17 protein-coding genes are annotated in these 15,074 nt (G+C 73.7%); 10 read left to right on the forward strand and 7 right to left on the reverse strand.

Features of this window, described 5'->3' with window-relative positions:
- Nucleotides 1-35: 35 nt before the first annotated feature.
- On the reverse strand, nt 36-881 hold the full coding sequence (locus ACFVSN_RS14855) for a diacylglycerol kinase (RefSeq protein WP_387955347.1): 846 nt from the start codon (nt 879-881) through the stop codon (nt 36-38).
- Between the two features lie 126 nt (nt 882-1,007).
- Here ACFVSN_RS14855 and ACFVSN_RS14860 point away from each other — a divergent pair, with 126 nt between their 5' ends.
- The 3 genes from ACFVSN_RS14860 to ACFVSN_RS14870 all read left to right on the forward strand — a co-directional run bounded on the left by ACFVSN_RS14860 (nt 1,008) and on the right by ACFVSN_RS14870 (nt 3,325).
- Nucleotides 1,008-2,291, forward strand: coding sequence for an adenylosuccinate synthase (locus tag ACFVSN_RS14860; protein WP_380440687.1), 1,284 nt, complete (start codon nt 1,008-1,010; stop codon nt 2,289-2,291).
- A 143-nt stretch (nt 2,292-2,434) separates the two neighbouring features.
- Entirely contained in the window at nt 2,435-3,037 is a 603-nt protein-coding gene (locus ACFVSN_RS14865) for a GNAT family N-acetyltransferase (RefSeq protein WP_387955348.1), read from the forward strand.
- Nucleotides 3,038-3,130: 93 nt separating this feature from the next.
- Nucleotides 3,131-3,325: a DUF397 domain-containing protein gene (locus tag ACFVSN_RS14870; RefSeq protein WP_380440691.1), complete on the forward strand. Its 195-nt coding sequence runs from the start codon at nt 3,131-3,133 to the stop codon at nt 3,323-3,325.
- 61 nt (nt 3,326-3,386) lie between these two features.
- Here ACFVSN_RS14870 and ACFVSN_RS14875 read toward each other — a convergent pair whose 3' ends face one another.
- Entirely contained in the window at nt 3,387-3,542 is a 156-nt protein-coding gene (locus ACFVSN_RS14875) for a hypothetical protein (protein ID WP_380440693.1), read from the reverse strand.
- Nucleotides 3,543-3,850: 308 nt separating this feature from the next.
- Here ACFVSN_RS14875 and ACFVSN_RS14880 point away from each other — a divergent pair, with 308 nt between their 5' ends.
- From ACFVSN_RS14880 to metG, 3 genes are all read left to right on the forward strand, one after another.
- Nucleotides 3,851-4,705: a helix-turn-helix domain-containing protein gene (locus tag ACFVSN_RS14880; protein ID WP_380440694.1), complete on the forward strand. Its 855-nt coding sequence runs from the start codon at nt 3,851-3,853 to the stop codon at nt 4,703-4,705.
- On the forward strand, nt 4,702-4,920 hold the full coding sequence (locus tag ACFVSN_RS14885) for a DUF397 domain-containing protein (RefSeq protein WP_380440696.1): 219 nt from the start codon (nt 4,702-4,704) through the stop codon (nt 4,918-4,920). Before ACFVSN_RS14880 ends, ACFVSN_RS14885 begins: the two co-directional genes overlap by 4 nt.
- Nucleotides 4,921-5,054: 134 nt before the next feature.
- Nucleotides 5,055-6,782: a methionine--tRNA ligase gene (gene metG / locus ACFVSN_RS14890; protein WP_380440698.1), complete on the forward strand. Its 1,728-nt coding sequence runs from the start codon at nt 5,055-5,057 to the stop codon at nt 6,780-6,782.
- A gap of 35 nt (nt 6,783-6,817) precedes the next feature.
- Here the strand turns inward: metG and cutA are convergent, their stop codons facing one another.
- From cutA to ACFVSN_RS14905, 3 genes are all read right to left on the reverse strand, one after another.
- Entirely contained in the window at nt 6,818-7,222 is a 405-nt protein-coding gene (cutA, locus tag ACFVSN_RS14895; RefSeq protein ID WP_380440700.1) for a divalent-cation tolerance protein CutA, read from the reverse strand.
- An 82-nt stretch (nt 7,223-7,304) separates the two neighbouring features.
- On the reverse strand, nt 7,305-8,204 hold the full coding sequence (locus ACFVSN_RS14900; protein WP_387955349.1) for a class I SAM-dependent methyltransferase: 900 nt from the start codon (nt 8,202-8,204) through the stop codon (nt 7,305-7,307).
- Nucleotides 8,205-8,419: 215 nt separating this feature from the next.
- On the reverse strand, nt 8,420-9,364 hold the full coding sequence (locus tag ACFVSN_RS14905) for a hypothetical protein (protein ID WP_380440704.1): 945 nt from the start codon (nt 9,362-9,364) through the stop codon (nt 8,420-8,422).
- A 178-nt stretch (nt 9,365-9,542) separates the two neighbouring features.
- Here ACFVSN_RS14905 and ACFVSN_RS14910 point away from each other — a divergent pair, with 178 nt between their 5' ends.
- Nucleotides 9,543-10,598 carry an aldo/keto reductase gene (locus tag ACFVSN_RS14910; protein ID WP_380440706.1) on the forward strand — a complete coding sequence of 352 codons (1,056 nt, stop codon included), beginning with the start codon at nt 9,543-9,545 and terminating at the stop codon, nt 10,596-10,598.
- A gap of 45 nt (nt 10,599-10,643) precedes the next feature.
- Here ACFVSN_RS14910 and ACFVSN_RS14915 read toward each other — a convergent pair whose 3' ends face one another.
- Together ACFVSN_RS14915 and ACFVSN_RS14920 are read right to left on the reverse strand one after the other, a co-directional pair.
- Nucleotides 10,644-11,216, reverse strand: coding sequence for a GNAT family N-acetyltransferase (locus ACFVSN_RS14915; protein ID WP_387955351.1), 573 nt, complete (start codon nt 11,214-11,216; stop codon nt 10,644-10,646).
- 23 nt (nt 11,217-11,239) lie between these two features.
- Complete coding sequence (locus ACFVSN_RS14920) at nt 11,240-12,070, reverse strand: NAD(P)-binding domain-containing protein (protein WP_387955592.1); 831 nt, start codon at nt 12,068-12,070, stop codon at nt 11,240-11,242.
- A gap of 152 nt (nt 12,071-12,222) precedes the next feature.
- Here ACFVSN_RS14920 and ACFVSN_RS14925 point away from each other — a divergent pair, with 152 nt between their 5' ends.
- The 3 genes from ACFVSN_RS14925 to ACFVSN_RS14935 all read left to right on the forward strand — a co-directional run bounded on the left by ACFVSN_RS14925 (nt 12,223) and on the right by ACFVSN_RS14935 (nt 14,990).
- The gene (locus tag ACFVSN_RS14925) at nt 12,223-12,570 is read left to right on the forward strand and encodes a winged helix-turn-helix transcriptional regulator (RefSeq protein ID WP_387955353.1); all 348 of its coding nucleotides are present in this window, start codon (nt 12,223-12,225) and stop codon (nt 12,568-12,570) included.
- Nucleotides 12,571-12,588: 18 nt separating this feature from the next.
- The gene (locus ACFVSN_RS14930; protein ID WP_387955355.1) at nt 12,589-13,101 is read left to right on the forward strand and encodes a GNAT family N-acetyltransferase; all 513 of its coding nucleotides are present in this window, start codon (nt 12,589-12,591) and stop codon (nt 13,099-13,101) included.
- Between the two features lie 68 nt (nt 13,102-13,169).
- Complete coding sequence (locus ACFVSN_RS14935; protein ID WP_387955357.1) at nt 13,170-14,990, forward strand: NHL domain-containing thioredoxin family protein; 1,821 nt, start codon at nt 13,170-13,172, stop codon at nt 14,988-14,990.
- Nucleotides 14,991-15,074 lie beyond the last annotated feature (84 nt).

Genomic DNA, 15,074 nt, shown 5'->3' on the forward strand with positions numbered 1-15,074 from the left:
TCACCCGGAGTTCACGAAGGCGTCACCGGGCACCCTCACGCCGCCGGCAGCAGCAGGCCCCACGCACCCGGGTGGACCGTCCAGGTGCGGGCGCGGACCGGGCCGACCGGGCGGCCGTCGACCTCGTAGCCGAAGCCGCGGCCGGCCACCGAGACGCTCGCGGCGCGGGCGCGCACCAGGGCGCCGGGCGCGCGGACGACGACCTCCATGACGCCCGAACCGTCCGACGCGCCGAAGGGGAGGGAGACCTGCACCAGCCGGACCGGCCGGTGGACGTCCGCGAGGAGCCGGCCGTCGGCCTCGACCCGGATCCGGGAGCTCTGCTCGGCGGCCTCGACGGTGAGTGCGTTCCCCTGCTCGGCCGCAGCCAGTTTCGCCCATAGCGAACGCCAGCCGCCCGGACGGCCGATCAGCCGCCGGGCTCCCGCACCCGCGATCCGCACTCCGCCCAGCGCGACCCCGCCGCCGTCGTCGACCAGCAGGTCGAGCTTGCGCGGCGTCCCCGACAGCACCGCCCGCGCGGCCGGCACCGGCTCGCCCGGGACCCCGAGCGCGCGGGCCGCCACCAGTTCCTCCGAGCGGCCGACCGGAACCATGCCCACCGGATCCGTGCCCAGCTCACGGTGCCGGTGCAGGGCCTGGAGCACCCGCTGCAGGGCGAGATCGGAACCGATCACCACCGGTCGCCGCCGACCCCGGTGCGAAAGCACCCGATCGAGTTCGGAAGGGCTCTCCGGGTACGCCACCTTGACGTCCGCACCTCCGCAGAGCACGTCCTTCGCGATCCGCACCGACTCCCCGTCGGTCTGCCGGGCCACCGGGTCGAGGAGCAGCAGGAGCGGCTCGGAGCCGCCGGTTGCAGGCGTGGACAGGGACGACACGACCGGTCCTTCCTCAGGTAATCTCTCGGTGCAAGAGCCCCTTGCGCTACTGCGCCAGGGGCTTCGTCTATCTCGGGGCAGACTGCGGCCTACGCAGGATGCCCCAACCGGAAGGGGTGTACGCCTGTGCCGGCACTCGTGCTCGTTGGCGCTCAGTGGGGGGACGAGGGCAAGGGGAAGGCGACCGACCTCCTCGGCGGCTCCGTCGACTACGTCGTCCGCTACCAGGGCGGCAACAACGCCGGTCACACGGTGGTCATCGGCGACCAGAAGTATGCCCTGCACCTGCTCCCCTCCGGCATCCTCAGCCCGAACGTGACGCCGGTGATCGGCAACGGCGTCGTGATCGACCCGGGCGTGCTGCTCTCCGAGCTGGCCGGCCTCAACGAGCGCGGCATCGACACCTCGAAGCTGCTGATCTCGGGCAACGCCCACCTGATCACGCCGTACCACCGCACCCTGGACAAGGTCACCGAGCGCTTCCTCGGCAAGCGCCGGATCGGCACCACCGGCCGCGGCATCGGCCCGACCTACGCGGACAAGATCAACCGCGTCGGCATCCGGGTCCAGGACCTGTTCGACGAGTCGATCCTGCGCCAGAAGATCGAGGCGGCGCTGCACGACAAGAACCAGATCCTGGTCAAGCTCTACAACCGCCGCGCCGTCCCGGCCGAGCTGGTCGTCGAGGAGTACCTGGGCTACGCGGACAAGATCAAGCCCTTCCTCGCCGACACCACCCTCGTCCTGGACCAGGCCCTCAAGGCGAACAAGGTCGTCCTGCTGGAGGGCGGCCAGGGCACCCTGCTCGACGTCGACCACGGCACGTACCCCTTCGTGACCTCGTCGAACCCGACCTCGGGCGGCGCCTGCACCGGCGCCGGCATCGGCCCCACCAAGATCGACCGGGTCATCGGCATCCTCAAGGCGTACACGACCCGCGTCGGCTCCGGCCCGTTCCCGACCGAGCTGCTCGACGCGGACGGCGAGGCGCTGCGCCGCATCGGCGGCGAGCGCGGCGTGACCACCGGCCGCGACCGCCGCTGCGGCTGGTTCGACGCCGTGATCGCGCGCTACGCGACCCGGGTCAACGGCCTCACCGACTTCTTCCTCACCAAGCTCGACGTCCTGACCGGCTGGGAGCAGATCCCGGTCTGCGTCGCGTACGAGATCGACGGCCGCCGGGTCGAGGAGCTCCCCTACAACCAGTCGGACTTCCACCACGCCAAGCCGATCTACGAGACGCTGCCGGGCTGGACCGAGGACATCAGCAAGGCGAAGACCTTCGCCGAGCTGCCGAAGAACGCGCAGGCCTACGTGAAGGCGCTGGAGGAGATGTCGGGCGCGCCGATCTCCGCCATCGGCGTCGGCCCGGGCCGTGACGAGACGATCCAGATCAACTCGTTCATCTGATCCGGCTCCGGACCGCCGTCCGGACCACCGGCCCGAGGGGCCCTGCGGGAGCGATCCCACAGGGCCCCTTCCGTTTGCCCCGGGATTTTGCACTAGGACATAATTCCATTGCATCTAGTACAGTTCGGCAGTACGTTCGGGTCATGACCGCGAAGCTGCCCGAGCCCGTCACCCTGACCGGCCGCCACGTCCGCCTGGAGCCCCTCGGGCGCCACCACGTCCCCGAGCTCTGGGCCGCCGTCGGCCCCGACCCGGACGTCTGGCGCTGGATCCCCTTCCTCCCGCCGCAGAGCGAGGAGGAACTGGGCGGGATCATCGAGCACCGGATCGGGGAGGTGGCGGCCGGCACGGCGGTGAAGTTCGCCGTGATCGACCTGGCGAGCGGCAGGGCCGTCGGCATCACCGGCTTCTACGACTTCAGCGCGACGCACGAGCTCGTCGAGATCGGCGGCACCTGGTACGCCCGCTCGGCGTGGCGCTCGGCCGTGAACTCCGAGTCGAAGCTGCTGCTCCTGCGCTACGCCTTCGGCGAGCTGGGCATGGGCCGGGTCATGTGGAAGACCGACGCGCTCAACGACCGCTCCCGCAACGCGATCCTGCGGCTCGGCGCCCAGTACGAGGGCACCTTCCGCCGCGACCGCCTGCGTGCCGACGGGGTCTGGCGGGACAGCGCCTACTTCTCGATGCTCGCCGACGAGTGGCCCGCCGCCGAGGCCCGGCTGGTCGAACGGCTCGCCCGCGGCTGACGGCCCCGCGGCCGCCGGGCCGCGGGGCCGTCGGCCGCACGGCCCGCGGTGGCAAGCTGGGGCGCAGACCCGAGCCTTCACCGAGGAGCCACCATGAGCGACTGGCAGCGGCCTTCCACCGGCGACCCGTCCGGCGAGTGCCTTGAGGTGCGGTTCGTCGACGGCGTCGTCGAGATCCGCGAGTCGGACGGGAGCGGCGTCGTCGTCCGCACCACTCCGGAGAAGTGGGAGGCCTTCCTCCTCGGCGTCCAGGCCGGGGAGTTCGACCACTTCGTGGCCGACGTCTGACGGTACGACGACGGCCGGTCGGGTGGCCGGCGCCCCGCGGGCGCCGGCCGCTGGTTCTCGTCTAGTTCTCGTCGGCGGAGCGGGAGTGCCGGGCGGCGAACTCCGGCTTCGCCGAACGGGGCTCCCTGGGCTGGACGTTGACCAGCCAGACCAGCCAGCCGACGAACAGCACGGCGAGCAGCAGGAGGGAGAGGCCGGCGACGATCAGTGCGTTCACCGGCTCACCGGGACGCGTCGGGAACGACGGAGGGGCGACGGAAGCGGCATGGGTGTCTCCGGTCGGGGATGGCGAGCCTGCCGGCCGTTCATCTGGTCGGGATTCAGGGCCGCTTGATGGGCCGTGGGCGACAACCGGTCGGCGAGTGACTCGGCTTCGACCCTAGGGTCGAAGTACAAGACTTGCTACCGAGAGAGTGGACGTTCACTCCATCGTGGGGTATCCCCCGTTTCGGTAGCTAGGGTCCGGTTTGCACGGCACACTTCACCGGAAGCATCGACGGACCCCGCGACCCGGAGAAGAGAGTCATGCCACCCCGCTTGTCGCCGACCGTGCGCCAGCAGCGCCTTGGCATCGAGCTGCGCAAGATGCGCGAACGCGTGGGCGTGACGCCCAAGACCCTGGCCGCCGCCCTGGGCACCGACCTGCCCAAGATCTCCCAGATGGAGAACGGGAAGTCCGGCATCAGCGCCGACCGGCTCCGGGCCTGGGCGCGCACCTGCGGCCTCACCGGTGGCCGCTACCTCGACGCGCTGCTCACGATGACCCAGGACCGCCGCAAGTACTGGTGGGACGGCTACCGCGGGCGCATCCCGAGCGGGATCATCGACATCGCGGAGATGGAGCACCACGCCGAGTCGCTCACCATCCTGCACACCAGTTTCATCCCCGGGCTCCTGCAGACCTCCGCCTACGCCAACGCCGTGTTCGCGCGCCTGCGCCCGCCGCTGCCCCGGCAGGAGACCGACGTGCGCACCGCGTTCCGGATCCAGCGCCAGCGCGTCCTGGTCGAACGGCCGAAGCCGTACACCGCCTTCGTCCACGAGTCCGCGCTGCGCATGCAGTTCGGCGGCCCGGTCGTGCTGCGCGACCAACTGCTCAGCCTGCTGGAGGACTCCGAGCGCCCCGGCGTGGAGATCCGCGCGATCCCGTTCAGCGTGGACACGTTCCCCGGCTCCGGGGAGAGCATGTACCTCGCCCGCGGGCCCGTTCCGGAGCTCGACACCGTCCAGATCGACCTCTCGCAGGGGCCGAAGTTCGTGCACACCGAGGCCGACCTGCGGGCCTACCGCGAGATCAGGACGGAGACCGACGCGATCGCCCTCGGCGCCGACGACTCACGGGAGTTCATCCGGACCATACTGAAGACAGCGTCCTCATGAACAGCTGGCAGAAGTCCTCGGCGAGCGCCGAGGCCAACGAGTGCGTCGAGATCCGCACCGCCGACGGGCTGGTGGAGATCCGCGAGTCGGAGAGCGCCGAGGTCGTCGTGCGCACCACCCCGCGCAAGTGGGCGGCCTTCGTGCGGGGGGTGAAGGCCGGGGAGTTCGACCGCCACGGCGACTTCGGCGGGTTCCAGGCGCCGGGCGCGCCCTGACCGCCGGGGCGCGCCGTTAATCCACGGTCCGGCCGCACCCGCGACGGTAGGCTTTGGCACCCACAGTGGAACCCTGCGCCTGGCACGGCACCCCGGGCGGGGTGCGCGTGCGGGAGAAATCGGAGCATCCCAGGATGGCTCGGCACCTGATCACCAGCGCCCTTCCGTACATCAACGGGATCAAGCACCTGGGCAACATGGTCGGGTCCATGCTCCCGGCGGACGTCTACTCCCGCTACCTGCGCCAGCGCGGCCACGAGGTGCTGTACATCTGCGCGACGGACGAGCACGGCACGCCCGCCGAACTCGCCGCGCAGGAGGCCGGACTGCCGGTCGCCGAGTTCTGCGCACGGGCGCACGACGCGCAGCGCGCGGTGTACGACGGCTTCGGCCTCTCCTTCGACCACTTCGGCCGCAGCTCCTCGCCGCAGAACCGGGAGATCACCCAGGAGATCGCCCGCGAGCTCCAGCGCAACGGCTTCATCGAGGAGCGCGCGATCCGCCAGGTGTACTCCAACGCCGACGGCCGCTTCCTGCCGGACCGCTACATCGTCGGCACCTGCCCGCACTGCGGCTACGACAAGGCCCGCGGCGACCAGTGCGAGAACTGCACGCGCGTGCTGGACCCGACCGACCTGCTGGAGCCGCGCTCGGCCATCAGCGGCAGCGCCGACCTGGAGGTGCGGGAGACCAGGCACCTGTTCCTGCTCCAGTCGAAGCTGACCGAGGAGGTCGAGGAGTGGATCTCGGCCCACGCCGACGACTGGCCGGTGCTCGCCTCGTCGATCGCCCGCAAGTGGCTCACCGAGGGCCTGCAGGACCGCTCGATCACCCGTGACCTGGAGTGGGGCGTCCCGGTGCCGGCCGACGTGTGGCCGGAGCTGGCCGCCGAGGGCAAGGTGTTCTACGTCTGGTTCGACGCCCCGATCGAGTACATCGGCGCCACCAAGGAGTGGGCGGACGCGGCCCCGGCCGGGCAGCTGCGGGACTGGAAGTCCTGGTGGTACGAGGCCGACGACGCCGTCCGCTACACCGAGTTCATGGCCAAGGACAACGTCCCGTTCCACACCGTGATGTTCCCGGCGACGATCCTCGGCTCGCGCCGCCCGTGGAAGAAGGTCGACCAGGTCAAGGCCTTCAACTGGCTGACGTACTACGGCGGGAAGTTCTCCACCAGCCAGAAGCGCGGCATCTTCACCGACGTCGCCCTGGAGCTGCTGCCGGCCGACTACTGGCGCTACTTCCTGATGGCGCACGCGCCCGAGTCGGACGACTCCAGCTTCACCTGGGACCTCTTCGCCGCCGTCGTCAACAAGGACCTCGCCGACACCCTCGGCAACTTCGTCAACCGGGTGCTGACCTTCAGCCGCAAGCGCTTCGGCGACGACGTCCCCGGCGGGCACGCCGCCGGCGAGGCGGAGGAGCGGCTCGGCGCGCAGATCGCCGGCCTCCTCGCCGAGTACGAGGCGCAGCTCGACGCGCTCAACTTCCGCAAGGCGGCGCAGGCCCTGCGCGCCCTGTGGAGCGCCGGCAACGCGTACCTGGACGAGAAGGCGCCGTGGCTCCAGGTGAAGACCGATCCGGAGGCGGCGGCGCTGACGCTGCGCACGGCGATGAACCTGATCCACCTGTACGCGGTGGTGTCGGAGCCGTTCGTCCCGGCCACCGCGGCGGCGATGCGCGGCGCGTTCGCCGTGGCCGACGACTCCCCGGCGGCGTCCCGGCGCTGGGTCGCCCCGGAGGAGGCGCGGTCGCTCGACCTGGTGCCGGCCGGGACGGGGTTCACCGTGCCGCCGGTGCTGTTCGCCAAGATCACCGACGACGACCTGGCGGCGTGGACGACGCGCTTCGGCGGCGAGTAGGGGCTCGCGGGCGGACTCCCGGGGAGCGCGGGGCGTCAGGGAGCGGCCGTCTCGGCGGTGACCCACGCGAGGTAGCCGGGGCTGCCCGCGACCACCGGGACGGCGATCACCTCGGGCGTCTCGTACGCGTGGCGCGCGGTGAGGAACGCACTCAGCCGGTCGGCGAGTCCGGCCCTCGTCTTGAGGTCGATCCGCCACTCCTCGGCGTCCTGCACCTCGCCCTCCCACCAGTAGACGGACCGGACCGGGTACACCTGCGCGCACGCGGCCAGCCGCTCGCGGACGGCGGCGGACGCCAGGGCCCGGGCCAGGTCCTCGGTCTCGTGGGTGGTCGTCACGACGACGAAGCCGGGCGCGGTTCCCGGGTCGTCCGCGTGCTCGGTTCCGAGACCGGTTCCGGGCTCGTTCTCGTGCTCGTTCTCGTGCTCGTCGGCGGTCATGGGGCGACGGTACCGGTCCCCGGACGCGTTGGTCCCCGGGGCGGCACCGGCGTCCCGGCGCCACCCCCGGGGGGCTCCGGGGCTACCGGGCCGCGCGGGCGGTGTGGACCGTCATCGCGGACAGGTAGAAGGCGTCCGTCCGGTGCAGGATCCCGGTCGGGGCGTCCTCGTCCAGCAGGGCCGCCAGCGTCGCCGCGTCCTGCGGGTCCAGGTGGTCGGCGAGCTGGTCGTGCAGGCGGGCGAGCTGGGCGCGCAGGTGCTCGCGGGCGGGGGCGGCGAGCGGGGCCGGGTGGTCGATCAGGAAGGTCCGGGTGCCGGTCGGGGTCAGGCCGGCCCGGCCGAGCATGGCCGGCCAGTCCTCGATCTCCTCGGTGGCGCCCGGCAGTTCGGCGCGCATCGTGCTGAAGCCCGCCTCGTGGGCCGCGTCCAGCCGGGCCTGGAAGCCGGCCCTGCCGAGGCCGAAGTCGCGCGGCAGGTAGCGCAGCGGCAGCCCGCGCTCGGCGACGGCCAGCAGCCCGCCGGGGCGCAGCAGCCCGGCCAGGCCGGTGAGCGCGGTCTGCTGGTCGCCGAGGTGGTGGATCGCGTTCGCGGACCAGATCAGGTCGGCCTCGCCGAGCTTGCCGAACTCCTCGGGCAGATCGGCCTGCCGGGTCTTCAGCCGGCCGCCGGAGCGGTTCCGGGCGCGCTCCAGCAGCGCCGCCGACTGGTCGACCGCGACCACCTCGGCGGCCGGGAAGGCCTCGGCGAGCAGCCCGGCGAGCACGCCCGGGCCGCTGCCGACGTCGAGCACCCGGCGGACCTCGCCGCCGGTCAGCCCGCGCAGCCAGTGGGCGGCCGCGGTGACGGCGGGGGCCTTCAGCTCGGCCTCGCGCTCCAGGTGGGCGGCGAGCGCGTCCCAGTCGAAGTCGGCGGCGGGGACGTGGTCGTGGCCGTGCTCGTGGCCCTGGCCCTTGGTGGGGCGGTGATGGTGGTGGCCGGACATCCGGGGTCTCCGATCGTCGTGGTCGTCGGTGCGGTGGTGCGGCGTGCGGGAGGGAGCCTCCCCGCTCGGGCCGTCGGCGCGGCGGCGGACGCGCGGTGCGCGGTCACCTCCACCGCCAGGCTGCGGCCGTTCCACCGCCAGGCTGCGGCCGTCGCCGCCGAATCGGCAAGCTTTGTTGCCGTTCCCGCAAATCGGGCCCAGCCGCGGCCCCGCGCTCAGCCGCCCGTGCGCCGCCAGTACGAGCGGACCGCGACCGCCAGCGCCACCCCGTACACGGCGAACGCGCTCATCCCGACCCAGCCCACCATCAGCGCGTCGTCCGGCGTCGGCAGGTCGCCCGTCCGGATCGTCGTCACGCCGACCGTGCACAGCGACAGGTAGCCGACCCCCAGCAGCCCGTACGGCGCCAGCGTGCCGGCCCCGATCAGCGCGGGGGTGAGCGGCAGCCAGCGCGGCACCCGGCGGCCGCTCAGCACCAGGGTCCACCGCGGGAAGACCTGCCCCCACGGCCGGACCAGGCCCCACAGCAGGAACACCCCGAGCGCGGCCATCAGCGCGGTGGCGTCGATCCCCCAGTCCTCCAGGGTGAGCCAGAGCCCGGAGGCTCCGTTGCGCTCGTTGGTCACCCGCATCCGGGCACCGTCGATCCCCGCGAAGCTGCCGCCGAAGGCCCAGTCGAGCTTCATCACGACGTACGGGACGAAGGCCAACGTGCCTGCCCATGCGGCGAGTTGAACGGCCGCCGGGGCCTCCGACGGAGCCGGCGCCGGAGCCCGGTGCCCGGCGGGCGGCCGCACGCGCGTGGCACCCACCAGGAGCACGACGCCGACCGCCGACAGCGCGTGCAGCACCGCCCCCGGTCCGCTGTCCACGGCCTCCCCGGTCAGCAGCATCAGCACGTCCATCAGCAGCCCCCAGGCCGCCACCGCCGCCGGCCCGGCCAGCCCCCACAGCACCGCCCGCAGCCCCGGCCCCGGCCTCCCCCGGGCCGACGCCACCCCGGCCGCCACCCCGGCCGGCACCGCGACCACCCCCGCCCCGGCGACCGCCCAGCCCGGCCAGACGGCCCCGAACAGCTCCGTCCCGCTCAGCGCGCAGCCCGTCCCGAACCCGGCACAGGCGACACCCCAGCCGATCACACCCCACGCGTTCCTCGTCATGCCCCCACGCTCGCCCGCGCGGCCCCGCCCCGGCCTCCTCCGCCCCGACGAACCCGCTCCCCCCGCCGGGGGATCCCGCGCGCCGGGCCGCGGACGGACGCTTGCGTTGGAGTGCACTCCAACTCCTAGCCTCTGACGCAACGAACGGGACACCCAAGACCTTCGGGGGAGAACCACCATGCGCTACCGCGTCCTCGGCGGCACCGGCATCGAAGTCAGCGCCTACTGCCTCGGCACCATGATGTTCGGCGCGATCGGCAACCCCGACCACGACGACTGCGTCCGGATCATCCACACCGCGCTCGACCGCGGCATCAACTTCGTCGACACCGCCGACATGTACTCGGCGGGCGAGTCCGAGGAGATCGTCGGCAAGGCGCTGGCCGCCCGCGGCGACCGGGACGACATCGTGCTCGCCACCAAGGTGCACTTCCCGATGGGCGAGGGCCGCAACCGGGGCGGCAACTCCCGGCGCTGGATCGTCCGGGAGGTCGAGGAGAGCCTGCGGCGGCTGCGCACCGACCGGATCGACCTCTACCAGGTGCACCGGCCGGACCACACCACCGACGTGGAGGAGACCCTCTCCGCGCTCGGCGACCTCGTCCGGGCCGGCAAGATCCGCGCCTTCGGCTGCTCGACCTTCCCCGCCGAGCAGATCGTCGACGCCCACCACGTCGCCGAGCGCCGCGGCCTGCCGCGCTTCCGCACCGAGCAGCCGCCGTACTCGCTGCTCGCCCGCGGCATCGAGGCGAACGTGCTGCCCACCGTCCAGCAGCTCGGCATGGGCGCGCTGACCTGGGGACCGCTGGCCGGCGGCTTCCTCACCGGGCGCTACCGCAAGGGCCGGGCGATCGACCTCACGCAGGGCCGCGCCGCCCTCCACCCGGGCCGCTTCGACCCGGAACTGCCGCTCACCCAGGCCAAGCTGGACGCCGTCGAGGCCTTCACCGCCCTCGCCGAGGACCTCGGCCGCACGCTCCCCGAGCTGGCCGTCGCCTTCCCGCTCGCGCACCCGGCCGTCACCTCGGTGATCCTCGGCCCGCGCACGATGGAGCAGCTCGAATCCGCGCTCAAGGGCGCCGACCTCGTCCTCGACGACGCCACCCTCGACCGCATCGACGCGATCGTCCCGCCCGGCACCGACCTCTACCGGGCGGACGGCGTCTGGCAGCCGCCCGCACTCACCACCCCCGCGCTGCGCCGCCGCCCCGCCGCGGACCGCTCCGCGGACTGACGGGCCCCCGCGGGGGAGCCGGTGACGCCGGCTCCCCCGCCGCCCTCACAGCTCCCGGGGCGCCGCGAAACAGTGCACGACGACGGTCCGTCCGCCGCCCCACTGCTGGTCGGCGCTGCCCAGCCAGGTCCAGCCGAGACGCCGGTAGCAGGCCACCGCCGCCGCGTCGGTGGCGAGGACGTCGAGGACCGGGTGCAGTCCGAGCGCCCGCGCGTGGGTCAGCGCGTTCGCCAGCAGGCGCGCCCCGACGCCCCGCCCGCGCGCGGCGGGGGCGACGTACAGCCGGTTCACCACGGCGGTGAGCTCGGGCCGGGCGCCGGTGCGGCGGCTCCAGAGCACCGGGGCGGCGTCCCCCGGGGCGCTGCGGGAGAGGGCGACGTGCCCGAGGATGCGGCCGTCCGCCTCGGCCACCCAGGCGGCGAGGAGCCCCTCGGGGGTGAGCCAGGCGGCGGGGCGGTCGGGCCAGTCGGACGGGTAGCCGTCGGTGGCGTGGACGTCGCCCAGCAGCCGGACGCATTCGGCGAGGTCCGGGACGCGGCGCCGGCGGACCGGCACCCCCGCCCCGGTCTGCCGGGCACCGGACGCGACGACGTTGGCGCGTTCTTCAAGGTCAGCCATGCCGGTACGTTACCGGCCGGGCCTCAGCCCCGCAGCAGGTCGACCACCCCCGCCAGGTCCTCCTCACCGCCGCCGAGCGCGAGCCTGCGCTCCATCAACCGGAAGTACGGCGCCAGGAGTTCGTCGCTCACGCCCTGCTCCTCGGCCGTGCCCAGCAGCGTCCGGCGCCCGGCCACCTGCATCGCCAGGTTCGAGACCACGTCCTTGGCGTAGTCGCCGCTCTCCAACTGGTCCGCCGTCCTGGCGATCGACCCGGTCATCGCCGTCAGCCACCCGGCCAGCAGCGGCGCGAGGTCGCCGGGCGTGACCGCGCCCTCCGCCCTGACCAGCGCGAACGCGTGCGCGACCCCGGCGAACATCCCGTACATCGCGCTGAGCAGCGCCACGTCGTGCAGCGCCGCGTGCCCCGGGTCCGCCCCGACGTACCGCGGGCCGGCCGGCACGGCGAGCACCTCCGCGTGCTCCTCGAACAGCGCGGACGAACCGCTGTAGAACACGTACGGCCCGGCCGCCGGGACGCCGATCATCGGCGGGACGGCCATGATCCCGCCGTCCAGGTAGCGCGCGCCGCGCCCGGCGGCCCACCCGGCGCGGGCCCGGGCCTGGGCGGGGGTGCCGGTGACCAGGTTGACCACGTCCTTCCCGGCGAGGTCCGCGTCGTCCAGCGCCTCCGCCACGGAGGCGTCGTCGAGCAGGCACACGACCACCAGCCGGTTGGCCGCGACGGCCTCCGCGGCACTCGCGGCGACGACCGCGCCCTCGGCGGCGAGCACCCCGGCCCTGGCCGGGCCGCGGTTCCAGACGGTCAGCGGGTGCCCGGCGGCGAGCCAGGCACGGGCCAGGGCGGTGCCCATGGCGCCGAGCCCGAGCAGGGTGACGGGGGGTCTTCTCAACTTCGGTGCTTCCCATGGGAATCAGCCTCTTCGCGGCACCGTTGACGATCAAGTACGCACGTGGAAGTGGGTGGTTACCCTGGGGTGAGCGACGAGGTCGGAAGGGGTGGGGCATGGCGACCGTGCCGAGGCCGGGGGCGTACGTCTGCGGAACCGACGCCGCGATGGACGTGATCGGCGGCAAGTGGAAGGTGCTGATCCTCTGGGCGCTGGACGCCCGCCCCGGCTGCCGCTTCGGCGAGCTGCGCCGCCTGGTGCCGGGCATCACCGAGAAGGTGCTCGCCGCCCACCTGCGCGAACTGGAGGCGGACGGCATCGTGCACCGCGAGGCGCACGACGAGGTCCCGCCCCGGGTCGAGTACACGCTGACCGACGCCGGCACGCGCCTCAACGCGGCACTGGCGCCACTCGGCGCGTGGGGACGGGACCACGTCCTCGGCACGAACCCGCACCCGCACTGAAAGGCCCCGAACGGACCCATGCACCCCGACACCACCGCCACCCTGCACGGCGAACGCCTCGACCTCGTCCCGCTGCGGCCCGAACACGCCGAGGAGATGGCCGCCGCCCTCGCCGACCCGGCCCTGCACGCCTTCACCGGCGGCACCCCGGACGGCGCCGACGCCCTGCGCACCCGCTACGCCCGGCTCGCCGCCGGCTCCTCCGACCCCGCCGAGACCTGGGGCAACTGGGCGCTGCGCCTGCGCGCCGACGGCCGCCTCGCGGGCTACGTCCAGGCCACGGTCCACGGGGACGGCGCCGAGCTCGCCTGGGTGGTCGGCACGCCCTGGCAGGGCCGCGGCCTCGCCGCCGAGGCCGCCCGCACCCTGCTCGCCCATCTGACCGCCGCCGGCATCACCACCGTGACGGCCCACATCCACCCCGACCACCACGCCTCCGCCGCCGTGGCCCGCGCCCTCGGCCTCACCCCGACCGCCGAGCAGCAGGACGGCGAGACCCGCTGGCAGGCACGCGTCGGCCCGGCCGCCTGACCCCACCGCCACCCCCTGCCCCACCCTCCCCGGAATGCCACCCCCACCCGATGGGGTTGGATACAGCCATGGCATCACGTGCACGAGTACGCGCCCCCGAGCTGGTCGGCGCAGGCGGTTGGCTGAACACCGGCGGCAAGGAGCTCACCCTCGCCGACTTCCGGGGCAAGATCACCGTCCTGGACTTCTGGACCTTCTGCTGCATCAACTGCCTCCACGTCCTCGACGAACTGCGCGAGCTGGAGGAGAAGCACCGCGACACCGTCGTGATCGTCGGCGTGCACTCGCCCAAATTCGTGCACGAGGCCGACCACCAGGCCGTCGTCGACGCCGTCGCCCGGTACGAGGTGCACCACCCGGTCCTGGACGACCCGGCGCTCGTCACCTGGAAGCAGTACGCGGTGCGCGCCTGGCCGACGCTCGTGGTGATCGACCCCGAGGGGTACGTCGTCGCCCAGCACGCCGGCGAGGGCCACGCGCACGCGATCGCGCGGCTGGTGGAGGAGCTGGAGGAGGAGCACGCCGCCAAGGGCACGCTCCGCCGCGGCGACGGCCCGTACGTGGCGCCGGAGCCGACCGCCGGGGACCTCAAGTTCCCGGGCAAGGCGGTCCGCCTGGGCGACGGCCACTTCCTGGTAGCCGACTCCGGCCACCACTCGCTGGTCGAGCTGGCCGAGGACGGCGAGACGGTGGTGCGCCGGATCGGCGACGGGCAGCGCGGCCTGGTGGACGGCACCGACCCGCGGTTCAGCGAGCCGCAGGGCCTCGTGCTGCTGCCCGAGGGCCACCCGTACGACTACGACGTGATCGTCGCCGACACCGTCAACCACGCCCTGCGCGGCGTCCGGCTGGCCGACGGCCACGTCACCACGCTGGCCGGCACCGGCCGCCAGTGGTGGCAGGGCTCGGCCACCGAGGGCCCGGCCCGCGAGGTGGACCTCTCCTCGCCGTGGGACGTCGCCTGGTTCGACGGCCGGGTGTGGATCGCCATGGCCGGCGTGCACCAGCTGTGGGCCTACGACCCGGCGGCCGGGACGGTCGCCGTCGCGGCCGGCACGACCAACGAGGGCCTGGTGGACGGGCCCGCCGACGAGGCCTGGTTCGCCCAGCCGTCCGGCCTCGCGGTCTCCGCGGACGGCGAGAAGCTCTGGGTCGCCGACTCCGAGACCTCGGCGCTCCGCTGGGTTTCACGTGAAACCAAGACGGTCGAGACGGCCGTCGGCACCGGCCTGTTCGACTTCGGCCACCGCGACGGCGCCGCCGACCAGGCCCTGTTCCAGCACCCGCTGGGCGTCACCGTCCTGCCGGACGGCTCGGTGGCCGTCGCCGACACCTACAACCACGCGCTGCGCCGCTTCGACCCGGCGACCGGCGAGGTGAGCACGCTGGCCACCGACCTGCGCGAGCCGTCCGGGGCCGTCCTGGTGGACGAGGACATCGTCGTGGTCGAGTCGGCCCGGCACCGGCTGACCAGGCTGCGGCTGCCCGAGGAGGCGGTGCGGGTCGAGTCGGTCGCGCACCGCACCCAGCGCGCGGCCACCGAGGTCGCGCCGGGCCCGTTCCGGGTGGACGTGGTCTTCTCCGCGCCGAGCGGCCAGAAGCTGGACGAGCGCTACGGCCCGTCCACCCGGCTGCTGGTCAGCTCCACGCCGCCGGAGCTGCTGGTCTCGGGCGCGGGCGCGGACTCCGACCTCTCGCGCGAGCTGGTCCTCTCCGGCGAGGTCGCCGAGGGCGTGCTGCACGTGTCGGCGATGGCCGCCTCCTGCGACGACGACCCGGAGATCGAGTACCCGGCCTGCCACGTGCACCAGCAGGACTGGGGCGTGCCGGTGAAGCTGGTCGCCGACGGCGCCCGCCGCCTGCCGCTGGTGCTCGCGGGCATGGAGTAGCCCGCAGGACGTGGGGGGGGGGGCCGGCGGGGGGGGACCGGGGGGGCCGAAGGCCGCGGCAGGGCCGGGCGGGGCGCGCGCGCG

It is taken from the genome of Kitasatospora sp. NPDC057904 (assembly GCF_042887925.1).
GTDB lineage: Bacteria > Actinomycetota > Actinomycetes > Streptomycetales > Streptomycetaceae > Kitasatospora.

Coding starts and splice junctions, on each gene's coding strand:
- ACFVSN_RS14880 (WP_380440694.1), top strand. CDS start 3,851: ATGCCACCCCGCTTGTCGCCGACCGTGCGCCAGCAGCGCCTTGGCATC.
- ACFVSN_RS14885 (WP_380440696.1), top strand. CDS start 4,702: ATGAACAGCTGGCAGAAGTCCTCGGCGAGCGCCGAGGCCAACGAGTGC.
- metG (WP_380440698.1), top strand. CDS start 5,055: ATGGCTCGGCACCTGATCACCAGCGCCCTTCCGTACATCAACGGGATC.
- ACFVSN_RS14935 (WP_387955357.1), top strand. CDS start 13,170: ATGGCATCACGTGCACGAGTACGCGCCCCCGAGCTGGTCGGCGCAGGC.
- ACFVSN_RS14905 (WP_380440704.1), bottom strand. CDS start 9,364: ATGACGAGGAACGCGTGGGGTGTGATCGGCTGGGGTGTCGCCTGTGCC.
- ACFVSN_RS14925 (WP_387955353.1), top strand. CDS start 12,223: ATGGCGACCGTGCCGAGGCCGGGGGCGTACGTCTGCGGAACCGACGCC.
- ACFVSN_RS14865 (WP_387955348.1), top strand. CDS start 2,435: ATGACCGCGAAGCTGCCCGAGCCCGTCACCCTGACCGGCCGCCACGTC.
- ACFVSN_RS14930 (WP_387955355.1), top strand. CDS start 12,589: ATGCACCCCGACACCACCGCCACCCTGCACGGCGAACGCCTCGACCTC.
- cutA (WP_380440700.1), bottom strand. CDS start 7,222: ATGACCGCCGACGAGCACGAGAACGAGCACGAGAACGAGCCCGGAACC.
- ACFVSN_RS14910 (WP_380440706.1), top strand. CDS start 9,543: ATGCGCTACCGCGTCCTCGGCGGCACCGGCATCGAAGTCAGCGCCTAC.
- ACFVSN_RS14900 (WP_387955349.1), bottom strand. CDS start 8,204: ATGTCCGGCCACCACCATCACCGCCCCACCAAGGGCCAGGGCCACGAG.
- ACFVSN_RS14920 (WP_387955592.1), bottom strand. CDS start 12,070: ATGGGCACCGCCCTGGCCCGTGCCTGGCTCGCCGCCGGGCACCCGCTG.
- ACFVSN_RS14915 (WP_387955351.1), bottom strand. CDS start 11,216: ATGGCTGACCTTGAAGAACGCGCCAACGTCGTCGCGTCCGGTGCCCGG.
- ACFVSN_RS14870 (WP_380440691.1), top strand. CDS start 3,131: ATGAGCGACTGGCAGCGGCCTTCCACCGGCGACCCGTCCGGCGAGTGC.